Genomic DNA, 18,062 nt, shown 5'->3' with positions numbered 1-18,062 from the left:
GAGGCATAGTAGTATGAACAATGTAAAATTTACGCTCACTATTCCCGGCGTCGATGACGTCGCGGTCATCGACTTCACCCACCGCGAGGCCCTCTCCGAACCCTTCGCGCTGACCGCCACCCTCGCCAGCCGTGATGGTGATCTGGACGCGGCCGAGCTGCTCGATCGCGAAGCGACGCTCACCGTATGGCAGGACGGCGCGCCGCTGCGCCAGGTCCACGGTATCATCAGCGAGTTCGGTCGCGGCGATCGCGGCCACCGGCGCACCTTCTATACCCTCACGCTGCGCCCGGCGCTGTGGCGCACGTCGCTTCGCCACAACTCGCGCATCTTCCAGAAGGTGGACCCCCTCACCATCATCAACACCCTGCTGGACGAGCGCGGCATCACCGATGTGGCCTTCGCGGTCAGCCGAGAACCCGCCGAGCGCGAGTACTGCGTGCAGTACCGCGAGACCGATCTCGCCTTCATCGAGCGCCTCGCCGCTGAGGAAGGACTATTCTATTTTCACCTGTTTGATGAGAAAGGCGAAGACAGTGACGGCGGCGCCCACCGACTGGTGTTCTCCGACGACCCGCAGGCACTGACCAACCTGGGCGAGCGCACCTACCACAGCCGCGCCGGCGGCACGCCGCCCACGCGCCATGTGCGCAAGCTCAGCCACACCGCCCGGGTCGCCGCCGCCAGCGCCCAACTCAAGGACTACAGCTTCAAGAACCCCGCCTACGCCCAGCTCCACGACCACGAAGGCGAGGATATCGCGGACCACGGCCAGCAGAGCGACTACGAGCACTTCGACTACCCCGGACGCTACAAGCAGGACGCCTCCGGCAAGCCCTTCACACGCATCCGCCTCGAACATCTGCGCCGCGATGCCACCACGGCGAGTGCCGAAAGCGATCTGCCGGAACTCGCCCCCGGCGTGCGCTTCAGCCTCACCGGCCACGATACGCAGAACCTCAACCGCGACTGGCAGGTGGTGGCGGCCGAGCACACGGGCGAACAGCCCCAGGCGCTGGAAGAAGATGGTATGACCCAGGGTGACGCCAGCGGCATGACGCGTTACACCAACCAGATCACCCTCATGCCCGGCGACGCCCCCTGGCGCGCCACCCCCAACCCCAAGCCTCGCATCGACGGCCCCCAGGTGGCGTTCGTGGTCGGCCCCGAGGGCGAGGAGATTCACTGCGATGAGCACGGCCGGGTGAAAGTCCAGTTCCCTTGGGACCGCTACGCCGAACCCGACGACACGGCCAGCTGCTGGGTGCGCGTCTCCCAAGGCTGGGCCGGTGGTGGTTACGGCAGCATCGCCATTCCCCGCATTGGCCACGAAGTCATCGTTTCGTTTCTGGAAGGCGACCCGGACCAGCCGCTGGTCACCGGGCGGACGTACCATGCTGTCAATACGCCGCCGTATTCGCTGCCCGAACACAAGACCCGTACCACCATCCGCACCCAGAGCCACAAGGCGGAGGGCTTCAACGAACTGCGCTTCGAGGACGAAGCAGGGGAAGAGCAGATCTGGCTCCACGCCCAGAAGGATCTGGAGCTGCTGACCCTCAACGACCGCACCGAGGAGATCCGCAATGACAGCTTTCTCAAGGTGCACCGCAATCGTCTCAGTGAGATCCATCACGATGATCACCTGACGGTCCACAACGACCGCTTCACCCACATCGAGGGCGACGACCACCTGCAGGTAGACCAGACCCGCCACGAGCGGTACGGCGAGGCGCAACTGCTGGAAGCGGGGCAGGAGGTTCACCACAAGGCGGGCACGCAGATCGTGCTGGAAGCCGGTGCCGAGATCACCCTCAAGGCTGGCGGCAGCTTCATCAAGCTCGACCCGAGCGGTGTGACCATTGTGGGCTCTCAGGTACGCATCAACTCCGGCGGCAGCCCCGGCCGTGGCCGAGGTCAGGCGATCGTGCTGCCGCGCCTACCCGGCGAGGCCGAACCGGAAGAGAGCGAGGACGTCACCCTCGAGCCTCACCAGACGCCCACACTCACAAGCGAGATCGCCGCCGCCTCGCCGGTGGCTTTCGACGACATCGACATCACCGACGGCCTGGCGAGCAACTGCAGCGCCTGCCAGCCCGCCGTGGGCAGCCCGGTCAACCCGCTGCTGGGCGCCAAGCTGCTGCCCGCCGAGACCGATTTCGCGCTGCCCGCGCCGCGCCCGTTCGTATTCAGCCGCGGCTACCTTTCCAGCAACGCCACCGTCGGCCCGCTCGGCCAGGGCTGGTCGCTGCCCGGGGCCAGCCTGTCGCTGTCACTTCGTGACGACGCCTGTGTCGTTCACGACGCCCAGGGCCGCGAGATCACCTTTGGCGCGCTGGCCCCCGGGCAAGCGCGCTTTTCTCCCACCGAACAGCTCTGGATTCGTAGGGGCGGCGCGGTGGAGGAGGGCGATAATCTTGCCCCGCGCTGGACCTTGCTCGATGATGCGCTGCGCGACGACGACTCACGCATCGTCCTGAGCGATACCGGCGGCCTCTACTACGTGTTCACGCCCTCGGCGACGCCCGGCGCTCAGGGCGCCACATCGCTGGTGCTGGCCGAGGAGCGCGACCGCAACGGCTATACCACCGCCTATCAGTGGGAGGCGGACCTGCTCACCCGCGTCATCGACAGCGCCGGGCGCCACTACCAGTTCATCTACGAGTCTCTGTTGCCCGAGCGGCCCGGTGACGCTGGCCAGCGACTCACCGGCGTGAAGCTGGCCAGGGAGGCGGACGGCAGCGCCGCCGATGACTGGCTGGTGCGCTACTCCTTTAGCGCCCTAGGGGATCTGCTCGCCGTGCGCCATCGCCACGGCGAGATGGTGCGCGAGTTCGAATGGGACAACCACCTGCTCACCGCCCACCGGGTGCCCGGCGGCATGGAAGCCCACTACACCTGGGACCGCCACGCCCCGGACGGCCGCGTCGTGGGCCAGCAGGAAGCCGGCGGCCTCGCCCGGCGTTACGAGTATCACATCGATCACACCCAGGTCACCGACAGTCTGGGCCGCGAGGAGCGCTACCACTTCGTGGGCAGCGGCCCCGGCAAGCGCTGGACCGCCCACACCCGCGCGGACGGCTCGCGCATCGAATTCCGTTACGACCGCGCCGGACACAAGATCGCCACGGTGGACCCACTCGGCCGCGAGACGCTGATCGAGCGCGACGACAGCGGCCAGGTCATCGGTCAGACCACGCCGGACGGCCAGCGCTGGGCGATCGAACGCAATGCCCTGGGTAACACGGTCCGCATGGAAGGACCGGAGAACCAGCGCTGGCAGATCGCCCGCGACGAGCGCGGCCAGCCCGTCGACATCACCGCCCCGGAAGGCACCACCACGTTCGCCTACGCCGACGAGCGCCTGCCGGACCGCCCCACCACGGTGACCGACCCGGTGGGCGCCACCCACCAGCGGGAGTGGAACGCGCTGGGCCAGGTCACTGCCGAGATCGACTGCTCCCAGCAGCGCACCGAGTACGCGTATGATCATCATGGCTATCTGGCCAGCGCCACCAACGCCCTGGGGGAGAACACGCGTACCCAGCACGACGCGCTGGGCCGGCGCACCGCCACCCAACTGCCCAACGGCCTTTACTGGCACCATCATTACAATCCGCAAGGGCGGCTGGTCGAAGTGGAAGGCCCCCAAGGCTTCCGCCAGCAGTTCTTCTTCGACGAGCACGGCCGCCCGGCCCAGCGCATCGAGGCCGACGGCAGTCAACAGTTTACCGCCTACGACGACGTGGGCCGCCTGAGCGAGCTCACCCTGGGCAACGGCGCCGTCTATCGCTTCGCCTATGACGGCATGGACCGGCTGGCCAGTGACACCGGCCCGGACGGCCGCGAGCAGCAGTACCGCTACGACGCGGCGGGCCAGCTGATCGAACGCATCGAGGCCGGCCGCCCCGGCCCGGACGGCCAGCCGCTTGCCACGCGCTACGAATACGATGCCGCTGGTCGCCTTGCGGCGCGCCACTTACCCGCCACCGAGCACGCCCCAGCAAGCCAGGAGCAGTACCGTTGGGGCGCTAACGGCCAACTGTTAAGTGTGACCAACGAACACGGCGAGGTCGCGTTCAGCTACGACGATGCCCAGCGACTGGTTGGCGAGCAGCAGCGCCACGCCGCTATTGATGGTGGTAGTGCCTGGCAGTGGCAGCAACATCACATGCTCACCGCCAACGGTGCCCCACAGCAGAGTCAATTCGGCGACCTGCCCGCGCTCGAGTGGCATACCTACGGCAGCGGCCACCTGCACGGCCTGAGCGCCCCGGAACTCAACCTGGCCATCGAGCTGACCCCCGATGCGCTGCACCGGGAGACCCGGCGCCAGATGAGCCTGACCGGGAGCGACCAGACCCAGCCGCTGATCCTGGAGCGCGGCTACACGAATCTGGGGCAGCTCGACCACCTCACCCTAAGCGGCGCGCAGGCAAGCAATGGCCAGCAGTACCAGTACGACGCTCTGGGCCGGATGAGCTTCCGCGCCCTGCAGGGCGAGAGCGCCCAAGTGATTGCGTATAGCTACGATGCCGCCGGCCGCCTCACCGGCAGCCAGCACGGTGACCAGGCCCACCGCTACGCCGTAGACGCGGCGGGCAACCCCCTCGACGGCCAGCAGCCGGTCACTGACAACCGCCTCACCCAGCACAACGGCACCCGCTACCGCTTTGATGGCGCAGGCAATCTGATTGAGCGGCAGCAGCCGAGCGGTGAGCGCCTGACCATGGGCTATGACGGCGCCAACCGGCTCGTAAGCCTCACCCGCACCAGCGCCTATGGCCCTACCATGGAAGCCGCCTACCGCTACGACGCCCTGGGCCGCCGGATCAGCAAGGCCGTGCGCCATGCCAACGGCACCGCCACCACCACCCACTACGGCTGGGACGGCGACCGCATCGTGCGGGAAGAGTCCGAAAACCAACGCTCGACCATCGTCTACGAACCGGGCAGTTTCGTACCGATGCTACGAATCGATGATACCCAACAGGGGCAGCAACTGAGCGCCTTCGTCACGGATGCGATCGGCACGCCGATGCAGCTCGTGGCTGCCAGCGGCGATATTCAGTGGCAAGGCCAGCCCGATGACTGGGCGGCGGTGAAGGATGTACGTGGCAGTGCCCGTCAGCCGATACGGTTTCAGGGGCAATGGCAGGATGAGGAGAGCGGGCTCTACTACAACCGGCATCGGTATTATGATCCGCAGCAGGGGCGGTATGTGAGTCAGGATCCGATTGGGTTGCTCGGTGGTACGAACTTGTATGGGTATGTCGCGAATCCAGCAGAGATGGTGGATCCGCTAGGGTTAAATGCTTGGGAAGCCATCAAGTTTCATTCTAAAATGATACCTCGCTTCATCCGAGACGAGGGTATGGATGTATTGACACGTACCGCTACGGTTGTTGGTGGCGGTGGTCAAGTCTTATTGGGAGGGGCTCTCTGTAAGACAGTAATGGGTTGTGTAGCGGGCGCGCCTATTGCAGGCCTTGGTGTTAGTAATATTGAGGAAGGTTTCTCTGAGAATGGTAGGGGGTTTGCACGCGAAGCAGCCGTTAATCAGTTGGGAGACCAATGGGGAAATTTAGCCATTGAGGGTGCAAATTTAGGTACTTCTGTTGGAGGGCTCCTAAGGCCGATACAGAAGCCTGGAACATTTCAGCTGTTTCGTAGTTTACCTGAAGACTTCGTGCCAGCTTATCAAAGCGCAACTGCGACAGGTCTAACTATTGAAGCTGGCTCTGCAGGAATGGGTGCTTATAGTGGAGTTAATAGTTTTATGGAAAGTAATGAGGAGTGTCAAAAATGATGGATTTTATATTGTTTGTTATATCTATTTTAATTTTTTTTATAGCTAAATTGTTAAATAAAAATGTAAATAAAATAGGGAAAAATATAACCTTGCTATCTTACTCGGCTATAATTTTTATTATATTTGCAATTGGAGGGGCGGTAGATGGCGAGCTTTTTTATAAAAAAACAGCTTATTCAATAATGATAATTTACGTAATGGTTGTTATTTGTGCAGTGTATGTCTGGAAGACCGTCAGTAAACTTCAGAGTTCATAGAGCAGCTATGATGATTTTAAGGCTTAAATTCAATCAATAGTTGTAAGATGAGCTTCTGCATCCTGTAGGGTGATCACTCTCAGGTGATTGCGTGTAGCTACGTCTCCACCGGGAGTGTCACAAGCAGTTAGCACGGCAATAAGACCCACTACTACGCGGTCGCCGGTAACCGTTTAGACGGCCAGCTGACGATTTCGGATAACCACTTGGGTCAGCCCAACGACATCCGCTACCGCTACGATGACGCAGGCAATATGATCGAGCGGCTACAACCCGACGGCGAGCGCCTTATGGTGGGCTATGAATGCGCTAACTATTTAGTAAGCGTGATCCACACTAGCACCTACGCTACGGCCCTACCACGAAAGTCGTCTAACGCTAAGACGTCTTAGAGCGTCGAATCAGAAGACCGTCCCTCATGTCAACGGCACCACTGCCATCACCCCGGCCTTGCCAAGGTAGTGCGTTCGTCTTGCTATGGCTGCTTCCCGGCCTTGCCGGGCTGGTGACCGATGGGTTCTTGAAAAGGGGCACGTTGCTGCCGGCTCGCGTACTGATCATGTTCGCTGTCACTCTCCTCTTTGCTACCGCCATGGGCGTGCTCTATCGCCATATCATGCTGGCGGCAGCGAGTGATGAAGCGGGGTAGCGGACCTGCCGGACGTGGAAAAGGCTCGATGACATTAGCGCGTTGTGGCTAAAGACACGTGATCGCGGGTTTTGTGTTCTCCCAGGCGACGCCTTGCCGGCCGGGCATGTACAATCCTTTCTTTCATCGACCTTCCAAACGCTGGACCGATCCGCTATGAACAACGCCAAGACCCGTGTGCTGACGGGGATTACCACTACCGGCACGCCCCATCTGGGGAACTATGTGGGCGCCATCAAGCCGGCCATCGAGGCGAGCCAGGACCCGAACGTGCAATCGTTCTATTTCCTGGCCGACTACCATGCGCTGATCAAGTGCCAGGAACCGAGCCGGGTGCAGCAGTCGCGCCTGGAGATCGCCGCCACATGGCTGGCGCTGGGCCTCGATACCGACAACGCGATCTTCTACCGCCAGTCGGACGTGCCCGAGATTCCCGAGCTCATGTGGATGCTCTCCTGCGTGTGCGCCAAGGGCCTGATGAACCGTGCCCATGCCTATAAGGCGGCGGTGGCCGACAATGAAGAAGCGGGCAACCAGGATGCCGATAAAGGCATCACCATGGGGCTGTTCGGTTACCCGGTGCTGATGGCGGCGGACATCCTGATGTTCAACGCCAACAAGGTGCCGGTGGGGCGTGACCAGATCCAGCATATCGAGATGGCCCGCGACATCGCCGGCCGCTTCAACCACCTGTTCAAGGGCGATTACTTCGTACAGCCCGAGGCGGTGGTGGACGAGAAGACCGAAGTGCTGAAGGGCCTCGACGGGCGCAAGATGTCGAAGAGCTACGACAACACCATCCCGCTGTTTTCGCCGGAGAAGAAGCTTCAGAAGCTGGTCCGCAAGATCAAGACCAACTCGCTGGAGCCTGGGGAGCCGAAGGACCCGGCCACCTGCACGCTGTTCCAGATCTACTCGGCGTTCGCCAGCGACGATGAAACCCAAGCGATGCGCGAGCAGTACGCGGCGGGCATCGGCTGGGGCGATGCCAAGAACCAGGTGTTCGACTACCTGAACGCCCAACTGCGTGAACCCCGCGAGCGCTACACTGCGCTGCTGGAAGACCCGGGCCATATCGAGGCGGTGCTGCAAAAGGGCGCCGAGCGCGCCCGCGAGGAGGCGACCCGCACCATGGAGCGTCTGCGTGCGGCGGTGGGGTTGGGGCGCTTCGTCTAAGCTTGCTTCCCGATGTGAACGCTACCCTGAGCCCTGCCCATCGGCAGGGCTTTTTTGTGCCTGGGGGATCACTTGCCAGTGCGTTGAGCCGGGGGTGCGTTAAACTGGAGCCTGAGGGAAGACATTGCTTCGGCGTTGGGCACGATTCGTGTCGCCGGGCTTTACAAAAGGATCATTGAATGCAATCGACGTATCGTCATCAAACGTTCACCGAAAAGGCGATGATCGTGCTGGCGCTGGGGATTCTCGCGCTGGTGCTGTGGAAGCTGGTGGGGCTTGTGCTGCTGATCTTCGGGGCGGTGGTGGGGGCGTGCATCCTGCAGACCTGCATGGTGCCGCTGCTCAAGTGGGGGCTGCCGCGCTGGCTGGCGCTTTTGATCGTGATCGTGGCGCTGACGCTTTTGCTGGCGGCGATCAGCGTCGCCTTCGGCTCCCAGGTGGCCTCCGAGCTCGAGTCGCTCTCGTCGCTGCTACCGGATGCATGGCAGCAGCTTCAGGAGCGCCTGGAAGGTTCGCCGCTGGCGCCTTTGATGGAGAACGCTGGCGAGCGGGCGGGGTCGATGTTCGAGAACGGCCTGGGTCAGGTCGGCATGGTGGTGGTCTCGATGGGCGGCAGCCTGGTCAACTTCTTCGCGTTGATCGTCGGTATGGTGTACTTCGCTGCCCAGCCGGGGGTCTACCGCCGCGGGCTGTTGCTGCTGGCGCCGATCAAGAGCCGCGACCGTCTGGGCGAGGCGCTGGACAAGAGCGGCAAGGCGCTGCGCTTCTGGCTGGGCGGGCAGCTCGTGGCCATGGCCGTGACCGGTATCCTGGTCGGGGTGAGCATGTGGCTGATCGGTGTACCCGCGCCGCTGGGTCTCGGGTTGATCGCCGGGCTGCTGGACTTCGTGCCGCTGGTGGGGCCATTGATCGCCGCTATCCCGGCACTTCTGCTGGCCTATACGGTCAGTCCTGAAACCGCGCTGTTCGCGCTGATCGCCTACGTGATCATCCAGCAGATCGAGGGCAACGTGCTGCAACCGCTGGTGCAGCAGCGCGCGGTCAACCTGCCGCCGGCCATGCTGCTGTTCTCGCTGTTCGCCGCCAGTACGCTGTTCGGCATGACGGGGGTGCTTCTGGCTGCGCCGCTCACGGTGATCGGTTTCGTGCTGGTCAACACGCTCTACGTGCAGCGCGAAGAGGACGAGACGTCGAAAGACGAGGCGTGAGCCTCGCTGGAATTCGTGGAATCATTGAAAGAGAAAGGTGTGCTATGTCGACAAATCCCGCCTCCTTGGAGGCCGAAACTCCTGCCAGCAAGTACCGGGTGCCGCTGATCGCGATGGCCGCGGTGGTGTTCGGTGCGCTCTTGATCGGCGTGTTCTTCAGCGCCAATACCGGCATGCTGATGATCGTCGGTGCACTGCTGGGCGTGGTGCTCTATCACGCCGCCTTCGGCTTCACCGCGGCCTGGCGGGCGTTCATCACCGAGCGCCGCGGCCGCGGTCTGCGTGCGCAGATGGTGATGCTGGCGCTTGCCGTGCTGCTGTTCTTTCCGGCGCTTGGGGCGGGCGAGCTGTTCGGCCGGCCGGTGTCCGGGCTCGTGTCGCCCATTGGCGTGTCGGTCGTCGTCGGGGCGTTCATCTTCGGGCTCGGCATGCAGCTCGGCGGCGGCTGCGCCTCGGGGACGCTGTTCACTGCCGGTGGCGGCAACGCACGCATGCTGATCACGCTGCTGTTCTTCATCGTCGGTTCGGTGATCGGCACCGCGCACTTCGCCTGGTGGCAGAGCCTGCCGGCCTTCGCGCCGGTGTCGCTGGTCGACGTGGCCGGGCCCGGCGTGGGTATCGCCATCAGCCTGGTGATCTTCGCCGCCATCGCCGCCCTGACCGTGGTGCTGGAGAAGGGCCGTCATGGGCAGCTGGAGAAGGCGCCCAAGGTGGCCAAACCCGGCCGTGCGCGCTGGTTGGAAGGCCCCTGGCCACTGGTCGCCGGCGCCGTGGCGCTGGCGCTCTTGAACTTCGCCACGCTGGCGCTGGCCGGGCGCCCCTGGGGCATCACCTCGGCCTTCGCGCTATGGGGGGCGAAGGTGTTCGAGTTCATCGGCGGCGACGTTTCCCAGTGGGGCTACTGGCAGTCCGAGTCCAACGCGGCGGCGCTCTCCTCCAGCATCTTCTCGGACATCACCACGGTGATGAACATCGGCATCATGCTCGGCGCCCTGGCGGCGGCGCATCTGGCCGGGCGTTTCGCGCCGAACTTCAACATTCCCCTTCGCTCGGTGATTGCGGCGATTCTCGGCGGGTTGATGCTCGGCTACGGCGCGCGGCTCGCCTTTGGCTGCAACATCGGCGCCTACTTCAGCGGTATCGCCTCGGGCAGCCTGCACGGCTGGATATGGATGGTGGCGGCCTTTGCCGGCAACATGCTGGGCGTGAAGCTGCGCCCGCTGTTCTTCGACGGCGTGGAGGGTCGAAAACCCAAGGCCAAGACCGCCTGACGCTAACTGATTGATGTCCAATGCCCCGCCCTAAAAGCGGGGCATTTTCTTTGCTCAAAGCAGGTGCAGGTGCCACCTTTGTCGTAGTAGCGTGATACATTATGCCGTCATAACCGTAAACGCTTGAAATTGCTGCGCTGCAGCAGTAATGGACGAGAAGAGAGCCCTATGACTCAAAGTAAACGCCCCTTGTACATTCCTTACGCCGGTCCTTCCTTGCTCGAAATGCCGCTATTGAACAAAGGCAGTGCGTTTACTCAGGAGGAGCGGGTCGCCTTCAATCTGATCGGTCTTCTGCCCCAGAAGGTCGAGACCATCGAAGACCAGCTGGAGCGCAGCTACCGCCAGTACCAGCAGTGTCATAGCGACCTCGACCGCCACATCTACCTGCGCGCCATCCAGGACGACAATGAGACGCTCTACTTCCGCCTCGTCTCCGAGCATCTCGAGGAGATGCTGCCGATCATCTACACGCCGACCGTGGGCCAGGCGTGCCAGGAGTTCTCCAACATCTACCGCAATCACCGGGGCCTGTTCATCAGCTACCCGGACCGCGAGCACATGGACGACATCCTGCGCAGTGCCACCAAGGACAACGTCAAGGTGATCGTGGTCACCGATGGCGAGCGGATCCTGGGCCTGGGGGATCAGGGCATCGGCGGCATGGGCATCCCGATCGGCAAGCTGGCGCTCTACACCGCCTGTGGTGGCATCAGCCCGGCCTACACGCTGCCGATCATGATCGACGTGGGCACCAACAACCAGGCGCTGCTCGACGACCCGATGTACATGGGCTGGCGCCACGAGCGGGTCGGCCAGGAAGAGTACGATGCCTTCATGGCGGAGTTCATCGCCGCGCTCAAGCGGCGCTGGCCCAACGTCCTGCTGCAGTTCGAGGATTTCGCCCAGGCCAACGCCGTGCCGCTTCTGGAGCGCTACCGCAACGAGCTGTGCTGTTTCAACGACGACGTGCAGGGCACTGCCTCCGTCGTGGTGGGCACCTTGATGGCCGCCTGCCAGGCGCGCGAGGAGACCATCGCCCAGCAGCGCGTGATGTTCGTCGGCGGCGGTTCGGCGGGCTGCGGCATCGCCGAGCAGGTGGTGGTCGCCATGCAGGCGGAGGGGCTGACCGAGCGCGAGGCCCGCGAGCGCATCTTCGTGATCGACCGCGAAGGCCTGATGACCACGGACCAGACCTGGCAGCGCGATTTCCAGCGCCGCCTGGCCCACGACCCCGCGCTGGTGGCCGGGTGGAACGGCCAGGGGCTCGAGGAGACCATCGCCAGGGTCAAGCCGACGGTGCTGATCGGCGTGTGCGGCCAGCGCGGGATCTTCACCGAGCAAGTCGTTCGCACCATGCACGCCGGCTGCGAGCACCCGGTGATCATGCCGCTTTCCAACCCCACCTCCCAGGCGGAAGCGGTGCCCGAGGACGTGATTCGCTGGACCGATGGCCAGGCGCTGGTCGCCACCGGCAGCCCCTTCGCGCCGGTGGTCTACAATGGCCGCACCTATCCGATCGCCCAGTGCAACAACGCCTACATCTTCCCGGGGATCGGCCTTGGCGTGGTGGCGGCCAAGGCGCACCGCGTGACCGACGAGATGCTGATGAGCGCCTCCCGGGCGCTCGCCCGCGAAGCGCCGCTGGTGAAAGAGGGCAAGGGCGCACTGTTGCCGCCGCTGTCGAAAATTCGCGAGATCAGCCAGGCGATCGCCTTCGAGGTCGCGGCAACCGCCCAGCACAACGGCGTGGCGCTGACCACCAGCGGTACCCAGCTGCGCCAGGATATCGAGAGCGCGAGCTGGGACCCGGACTACCGCGCCTATCGTCGGCGCGCCGTCTAGATCTTCATCGCCCGGCCATTCGCCACCCCCAAGCGCCGCTGCCTTTGCAGCGGCGTTTTCGTTGCGGTGAAAACGGTGTGGCCAAAACGTCATGACGAAAACGTCGCGACGAAAAAAAGCCCCCACGATGTGGGGGCATGCAAGCATTGGGGGTAGTACCTAGGCTGCGCCGATCATTTTGCGCAGCACGTAGTGAAGGATACCACCGTGGCGGTAGTAAGCCAGCTCGTTGAGGGTATCGATGCGGCATTTCGCCTCGAGGGTGCGCTCGCCGTCGGCGTTCTTGAGGGTCACCTTGACGGTGGCGCCGGGGCTCAGGTCGGCCAGGCCCGCGATCGAGATCTCCTCGTCACCGGTCAGCCCCAGGGTCTGGCGGCTCTCGCCTTCCGGGAACTGTAGCGGCACCACGCCCATGCCGATCAGGTTGGAGCGGTGGATACGCTCGTAGGATTCGGCGAGTACCGCGCGCACGCCGAGAAGGCGCGTGCCCTTGGCTGCCCAGTCGCGGGAGGAGCCGGTGCCGTACTCCTTGCCCGCGATCACGACCAGCGGCGTACCCTCCTGCTGGTACTTCATGGCGGCGTCGTAGATCGACATCTGCTCGCCGCTCGGCACGTGGCGAGTTTCGCCGCCGACCACGCCGTCTAACATCTCGTTCTTGATGCGCACGTTGGCGAAGGTGCCGCGCATCATCACCTCGTGGTTGCCGCGCCGCGAGCCGTAGGAGTTGAAGTCCACGGGCTTGACGCCGTGCTCCTGCAGGTAGCGCCCGGCGGGGCTGTCCGGCTTGATCGAGCCCGCCGGCGAGATGTGGTCGGTGGTGACCGAGTCGCCTAGCATCGCCAGTACGCGCGCGTTGTCGACGTCCTCGATGGGGTCGGGCTCGCGGCCCATGCCCTCGAAGAAGGGCGGGTGCTGGATATACGTGGACTCCGGCCACTGGTAGACCTGGCTTTCCGGCACGTCGATCGCCTTCCAGGTCTCGTCGCCTTCGAACACCGCGCCGTACTCCTTGCGGAACATCTCGGTATTGACCTTCTCGACCGATTCGGCGATCTCCGCCTGGGAGGGCCAGATATCCTTGAGATAGACCGGGTTGCCGCTTGAATCCTCACCCAGCGCTTCGGTCGCCAGGTTGCACTGCACGTTGCCGGCCAGCGCGTAGGCGACCACCAGGGGCGGCGAAGCGAGCCAGTTGGTCTTGACCAGCGGATGCACGCGGCCTTCGAAGTTGCGGTTGCCCGAGAGCACCGAGGCCACCGCCAGGTCACCCGCGTTTACCGCCTTCTCGATTGCCTCGGGCAGCGGCCCGGAGTTGCCGATGCAGGTGGTGCAGCCGTAGCCCACCAGGTTGAAACCCAGCGCGTCGAGGTCGTCGTTCAGGTTCGCCGCGGCCAAGTAGTCGGTGACCACCTTGGAGCCCGGGGCGAGCGAGGTCTTGACCCAAGGCTTGGTGGCCAGTCCCTTCTCGCGCGCCTTGCGAGCGAGTAAGCCTGCCGCCATCATCACGCTGGGGTTGGAGGTGTTGGTGCAGGAGGTGATCGCGGCGATCACCACCGCGCCCGGGTTGAGGCGGAAATTCTGGCCGTCATAGGCCACGTCCTGGCTGTCGTTGTGCTCGAAACTGCGCTCGATGCCCACGGCGGTCTGGCCGCCTTCGGAGGAGAGCTTGCCGGTCTCGGTGCTGGGCTGGCTCTTGCCGTCGTCTTCCATCACCTTGGCGAAGGCGTCGGGCATACGCTTGAGCGATACCCGATCCTGCGGGCGCTTGGGTCCGGCCAGGCTCGCCTCGACGGTACTCATGTCGAGGCCCAGGGTATCGCTGAAGACCGGCTCGTCGCCGGGCTCGCGCCACAGCCCCTGCTCCTGACAGTAGGCTTTGACCAGCGCGATCTGGTCATCGTTACGGCCGGTCAGGCGCATGTAGTTAAGGGTTTCGTCGTCCACCGGGAAGAAACCACAGGTGGCGCCGTACTCCGGCGCCATGTTGGCGATGGTGGCGCGATCCGCCAGCGGCAGATCCTTCAGACCGTCGCCGTAGAACTCGACGAACTTGCCCACCACGCCTTTCTTGCGCAGCATCTCGGTCACGGTGAGCACCAAGTCTGTCGCGGTGATGCCTTCCTGAAGCTTGCCGGTCAGCTTGAAGCCGATGACCTCGGGAATCAGCATCGACACCGGCTGGCCGAGCATCGCGGCCTCGGCCTCGATACCGCCCACGCCCCAGCCGAGCACGCCCAGGCCGTTGATCATGGTGGTGTGGGAGTCGGTGCCTACCAGGGTGTCGGGGAAGGCGAAGGTCTTGCCGTTCTCTTCTTTCGTCCACACCGACTTGCCCAAGTACTCCAGGTTCACCTGGTGGCAGATGCCGGTACCCGGCGGCACCACGCTGAAGTTGTCGAAGGCCTGCTGACCCCAGCGCAGGAACTCGTAGCGTTCGCGGTTACGCTGCATCTCGATCTCGACGTTCTCGTCGAAGGCCGTGGCGTGGCCGAACTCGTCGACCATCACCGAGTGGTCGATGACCAGATCCACCGGAGAGAGCGGGTTGATGCGCGCGGGGTCCTCGCCGAGCTTTTCCACCGCGGCGCGCATCGAGGCGAGATCCACGACTCCGGGGACCCCGGTGAAGTCCTGCATCAGCACGCGGGCGGGGCGATAGCCGATCTCGCGGCTCGACTTGCCCTCCTTCTGCCAGTCCACCAGCGCCTGCATGTCGTCGCGCTCCACGCTCTCGTCGTCGGCGAAGCGCAGCTGGTTCTCTAGCAGAATCTTCAGGGTCTTGGGCAGGCGGTCGATGTTGCCGAGCGCCTCGGCGGCGTCTGGCAGGCTGTAGTAGGCGTAGGATCGATTTCCTACCTCGAGGGTCTTGAGCGTGTCGGGAGTCGTGCTCATTGCTTTCTCCTGTGTTGATCTGGACATTGGCCGGTGGAGATGCGGCGCCACGGTTGCGCGTTTTCTTTTACGTACCTTATTAATAGCACATGGGTATTTTCAGGCAGCCTTTCAATCCATCTTAGTCTAATGGCGTAGTCTTACCCTTGTAATCACTTGTACTTGACGCCATTTCAGGCAGACTCTCCTGCTCGATTCCCATACTCGGCTCCCGGGGCTAGCGTCAGGCGCCGACGCGCCCGCCGGGCCGTTCGCTTTCAAGTACAGAGGTAGTGGCATGGAAACACGTCATGAACGTTTGATTATTCTTGGCTCCGGGCCGGCCGGCTACACCGCGGCGGTGTACGCCGCCCGCGCCAACCTGAAGCCGCTGCTGATCACGGGGCTTCAGGCCGGCGGCCAGCTGACCACCACGACCGACGTGGACAACTGGCCCGGCGAGGCCGAAGGCATCCAGGGGCCGGCGCTGATGGAGAAGATGCAGGCCCATGCCGAGCGCTTCAATACCGAGGTGCTGTTCGATCACATTCACGAGGTGAGCCTCGGTGAAAAGCCCTTCACCCTGAAGGGCGATAGCGGCACCTATACCTGCGATGCGCTGATCGTCGCCACCGGGGCCAGCGCCCGCTACCTGGGCCTGCCCTCGGAGCAGCAGTACATGGGCCAGGGCGTGTCCGCCTGCGCCACCTGCGACGGTTTCTTCTACCGCAACCAGGAGGTGATCGTGGTCGGCGGCGGCAATACCGCCGTGGAAGAGGCGCTGTATCTCTCCAACATCGCTTCGAAGGTGACCTTGGTACACCGTCGCGACACGCTGCGCGCCGAGAAGATCCTCCAGGACAAGCTGCTCGAGAAGGTCGAGGCGGGCAAGATCGCGCTGGAGTGGTTCCAGCAGGTGGACGAAGTGCTGGGCGATGCAAGCGGCGTCACCGGCGTGCGGGTGAAGTCGACCCTGGACGGTACCACCAAGGAGATTCACGCCCCGGGCCTGTTCATCGCCATCGGCCACAGCCCCAATACCGGCATCTTCGAGGGCCAGCTCGCCATGAAGGGCGGCTACATCACCGTCAACTCCGGGCTCGAGGGCAACGCCACCGCGACCAGCGTACCCGGCGTGTTCGCCTGCGGCGATGTGATGGATCATATCTACCGCCAGGCGATTACCTCGGCGGGCAGCGGCTGCATGGCCGCGCTCGACGCCGAGCGCTATCTCGACGGCATCGCCTGATCGGTGCACGTCGGAGGCGCGGGGTCGAGGCGCAGCCGCCCCAGTTGACTGAGCACCAGCCGGCGCCCGAGGGCGCCGCTGCACAGTTCGAAACGGCCGTTGTAGCCGCTGGCATGCCCAAGGCGAGTGTAGCGAACCTGCGGCCAGCCGCGGTTGTAGGTGATATGACTGCCCTCGCGCGCCGGAAAGAGACGGATCACGTGGTGGCGGTCGATCTCGCCCTCCGGCGCGCCTGTGACGACCGCCAGGGGGCGGCGCCAGTCCGACGTGCAGCGCAGGGCGGTATCGACCGGGCACAGCGTCACCGTGGTACGGCGGGTAATGGCCGTGTTGCGCGCCAGCGAAAACGCCTGCTGAAAGCGGTTGACGTCGCTCGTGAGCGCCGCCCTGTGTCCCAGCGATTGCAGGACGGGCAGGGCGCCCGCAAATGTAATGCCGGCGATCGTCAGTGCCACGATCAGCTCCAGAAACGTGAAGCCGCCGGCGCGCGAGAAGCGTGTCGAAACGAGAGGCATGGGCGTCACCTTTGCTTGGCCTGCGTTCAGACTAGAGGCTGACGAGCCCGGGACGTGTAAGCCGATGCCTAAAGGCGTGTAGGCAATGAAGGACGATTATCGTGAGTGATTTCTTAATCATCGGTGGCGGCGTGATCGGCATGATGACCGCGCTGCAGCTGGCGGATGCCGGTCAGCGGGTACGCATCCTCGAGCGCGGTGCCTGCGGGCGCGAGGCCTCCTGGGCCGGTGGCGGCATCGTGTCGCCGCTCTACCCATGGCGCTACCCGACATCGATTTCCGAACTCTCTCGCTGGTCCGAGGGCGCCTATCCGACCCTGGCGCTGCGCCTGCTCGAAGAAACCGGCATCGACCCGGAGTATCGTCAGAAGGGGCTCTTGTACCTGAGTGTCGAGGACGACGACGCGGCCCTTGCCTGGGCACGGCGTCTGGGCAAGCCGCTGGAGCGGGTGAGCAGCGCCTTCGTGCGCGAGAAGGAGCCGCGCGCCGGCGTAGATGGCGAGCAGGGCGCGCTGTGGATGCCGACGCTCGGCAGCGTGCGCAACCCGCGCCTGGGCCAGGCGCTGCGGGCAAGGCTTGCCGCCATGCCCGGCGTCACCCTGAGCGAACACCAGGATGTTAAAGGGTTCGTCGAACGCGACGGCCAGGTGATCGGCGTGAAGACCTCGCAAGGGGAGTATCAGGCGGAGCGCATCGTGCTGTGCGCCGGGGCGTGGACGGCAACTCTTCTGGCCACTCTTGGCATCCCCCTGCCGATTCGTCCGGTGAAGGGGCAGATGATCGCCTACCAGGCGCCCAAGGGGCTCATCGAGCGCGTCGTGCTCAAGAGCGGGCGCTACGTCATCCCGCGCGGCGATGGCCTTTTGCTGGTGGGCTCCACTCTCGAGGAAGCGGGCTTCGACAAGGCCACCGACGAGCACGCCCGCGCCTCGCTCGAGCAGAGCGCCGAGGAGATCGTGCCGGCCTTGGCCAGCTACCCGGTGGCGCACCACTGGGCGGGGTTGCGGCCCGGCTCACCCGGAGGAGTGCCGTTCATCGGCGCGCTCCCAAACCAGCAGCGGCTCTACATCAACGCGGGGCACTACCGCAACGGGCTGGTGCTGGCACCGGCGTCCACCCACCTGCTGGTAGATACGCTGCTCGATCGTCCGCCATTGATCGATCCTGCGCCTTTCGCACCCGGCGCCGAGCGGCCCGCCGTGTAGC

At 64.2% G+C, this 18,062-nt stretch carries 10 protein-coding genes and 1 pseudogene; 9 read left to right on the top strand and 2 right to left on the bottom strand.

Features of this window, described 5'->3' with window-relative positions; all coding sequences use genetic code 11:
• Positions 1-13 precede the first annotated feature (13 nt).
• From GEV37_RS15070 to GEV37_RS15040, 7 genes and pseudogenes are all read left to right on the top strand, one after another.
• Positions 14-1,990, top strand: a pseudogene (locus tag GEV37_RS15070) (type VI secretion system Vgr family protein); the annotation flags it as partial.
• Positions 1,991-2,035: 45 nt separating this feature from the next.
• The gene (locus tag GEV37_RS15065) at positions 2,036-5,809 is read left to right on the top strand and encodes an RHS repeat-associated core domain-containing protein (RefSeq protein ID WP_422822642.1); all 3,774 of its coding nucleotides are present in this window, start codon (positions 2,036-2,038) and stop codon (positions 5,807-5,809) included.
• A gap of 732 nt (positions 5,810-6,541) precedes the next feature.
• Positions 6,542-6,718, top strand: a complete 177-nt coding sequence (locus tag GEV37_RS15060) for a hypothetical protein (protein WP_227391096.1) — start codon at positions 6,542-6,544, stop codon at positions 6,716-6,718.
• A 156-nt stretch (positions 6,719-6,874) separates the two neighbouring features.
• Positions 6,875-7,894 (top strand): tryptophan--tRNA ligase, encoded by a 1,020-nt coding sequence (locus GEV37_RS15055; RefSeq protein ID WP_227391095.1) that lies wholly within the window; start codon positions 6,875-6,877, stop codon positions 7,892-7,894.
• 179 nt (positions 7,895-8,073) lie between these two features.
• Positions 8,074-9,102, top strand: a complete 1,029-nt coding sequence (locus tag GEV37_RS15050; RefSeq protein ID WP_227391094.1) for an AI-2E family transporter — start codon at positions 8,074-8,076, stop codon at positions 9,100-9,102.
• A gap of 44 nt (positions 9,103-9,146) precedes the next feature.
• Positions 9,147-10,373: a YeeE/YedE family protein gene (locus GEV37_RS15045; RefSeq protein WP_227391093.1), complete on the top strand. Its 1,227-nt coding sequence runs from the start codon at positions 9,147-9,149 to the stop codon at positions 10,371-10,373.
• A 168-nt stretch (positions 10,374-10,541) separates the two neighbouring features.
• Positions 10,542-12,218, top strand: coding sequence for an NAD-dependent malic enzyme (locus tag GEV37_RS15040; protein WP_227391092.1), 1,677 nt, complete (start codon positions 10,542-10,544; stop codon positions 12,216-12,218).
• Positions 12,219-12,377: 159 nt separating this feature from the next.
• Here the strand turns inward: GEV37_RS15040 and acnA are convergent, their stop codons facing one another.
• Positions 12,378-15,113, bottom strand: a complete 2,736-nt coding sequence (acnA, locus tag GEV37_RS15035; RefSeq protein WP_227391091.1) for an aconitate hydratase AcnA — start codon at positions 15,111-15,113, stop codon at positions 12,378-12,380.
• 277 nt (positions 15,114-15,390) lie between these two features.
• Between acnA and trxB the strand changes: the two genes are divergently transcribed.
• Positions 15,391-16,341, top strand: coding sequence for a thioredoxin-disulfide reductase (gene trxB / locus GEV37_RS15030; protein WP_227391090.1), 951 nt, complete (start codon positions 15,391-15,393; stop codon positions 16,339-16,341).
• Here the strand turns inward: trxB and GEV37_RS15025 are convergent.
• Positions 16,320-16,856 (bottom strand): GspH/FimT family pseudopilin, encoded by a 537-nt coding sequence (locus tag GEV37_RS15025; RefSeq protein ID WP_227391089.1) that lies wholly within the window; start codon positions 16,854-16,856, stop codon positions 16,320-16,322. The two genes, trxB and GEV37_RS15025, sit on opposite strands and share 22 nt — an antisense overlap.
• Before the next feature lie 101 nt (positions 16,857-16,957).
• Between GEV37_RS15025 and thiO the strand changes: the two genes are divergently transcribed.
• Complete coding sequence (gene thiO / locus GEV37_RS15020) at positions 16,958-18,061, top strand: glycine oxidase ThiO (protein ID WP_227391088.1); 1,104 nt, start codon at positions 16,958-16,960, stop codon at positions 18,059-18,061.
• Position 18,062: the final 1 nt, after the last annotated feature.

The sequence above is a fragment of the Vreelandella malpeensis genome (genome assembly GCF_020622355.1).
GTDB classification, from domain to species: Bacteria; Pseudomonadota; Gammaproteobacteria; order Pseudomonadales; family Halomonadaceae; genus Vreelandella; species Vreelandella malpeensis.
This window is presented reverse-complemented; position numbering and strand designations above follow the sequence as displayed.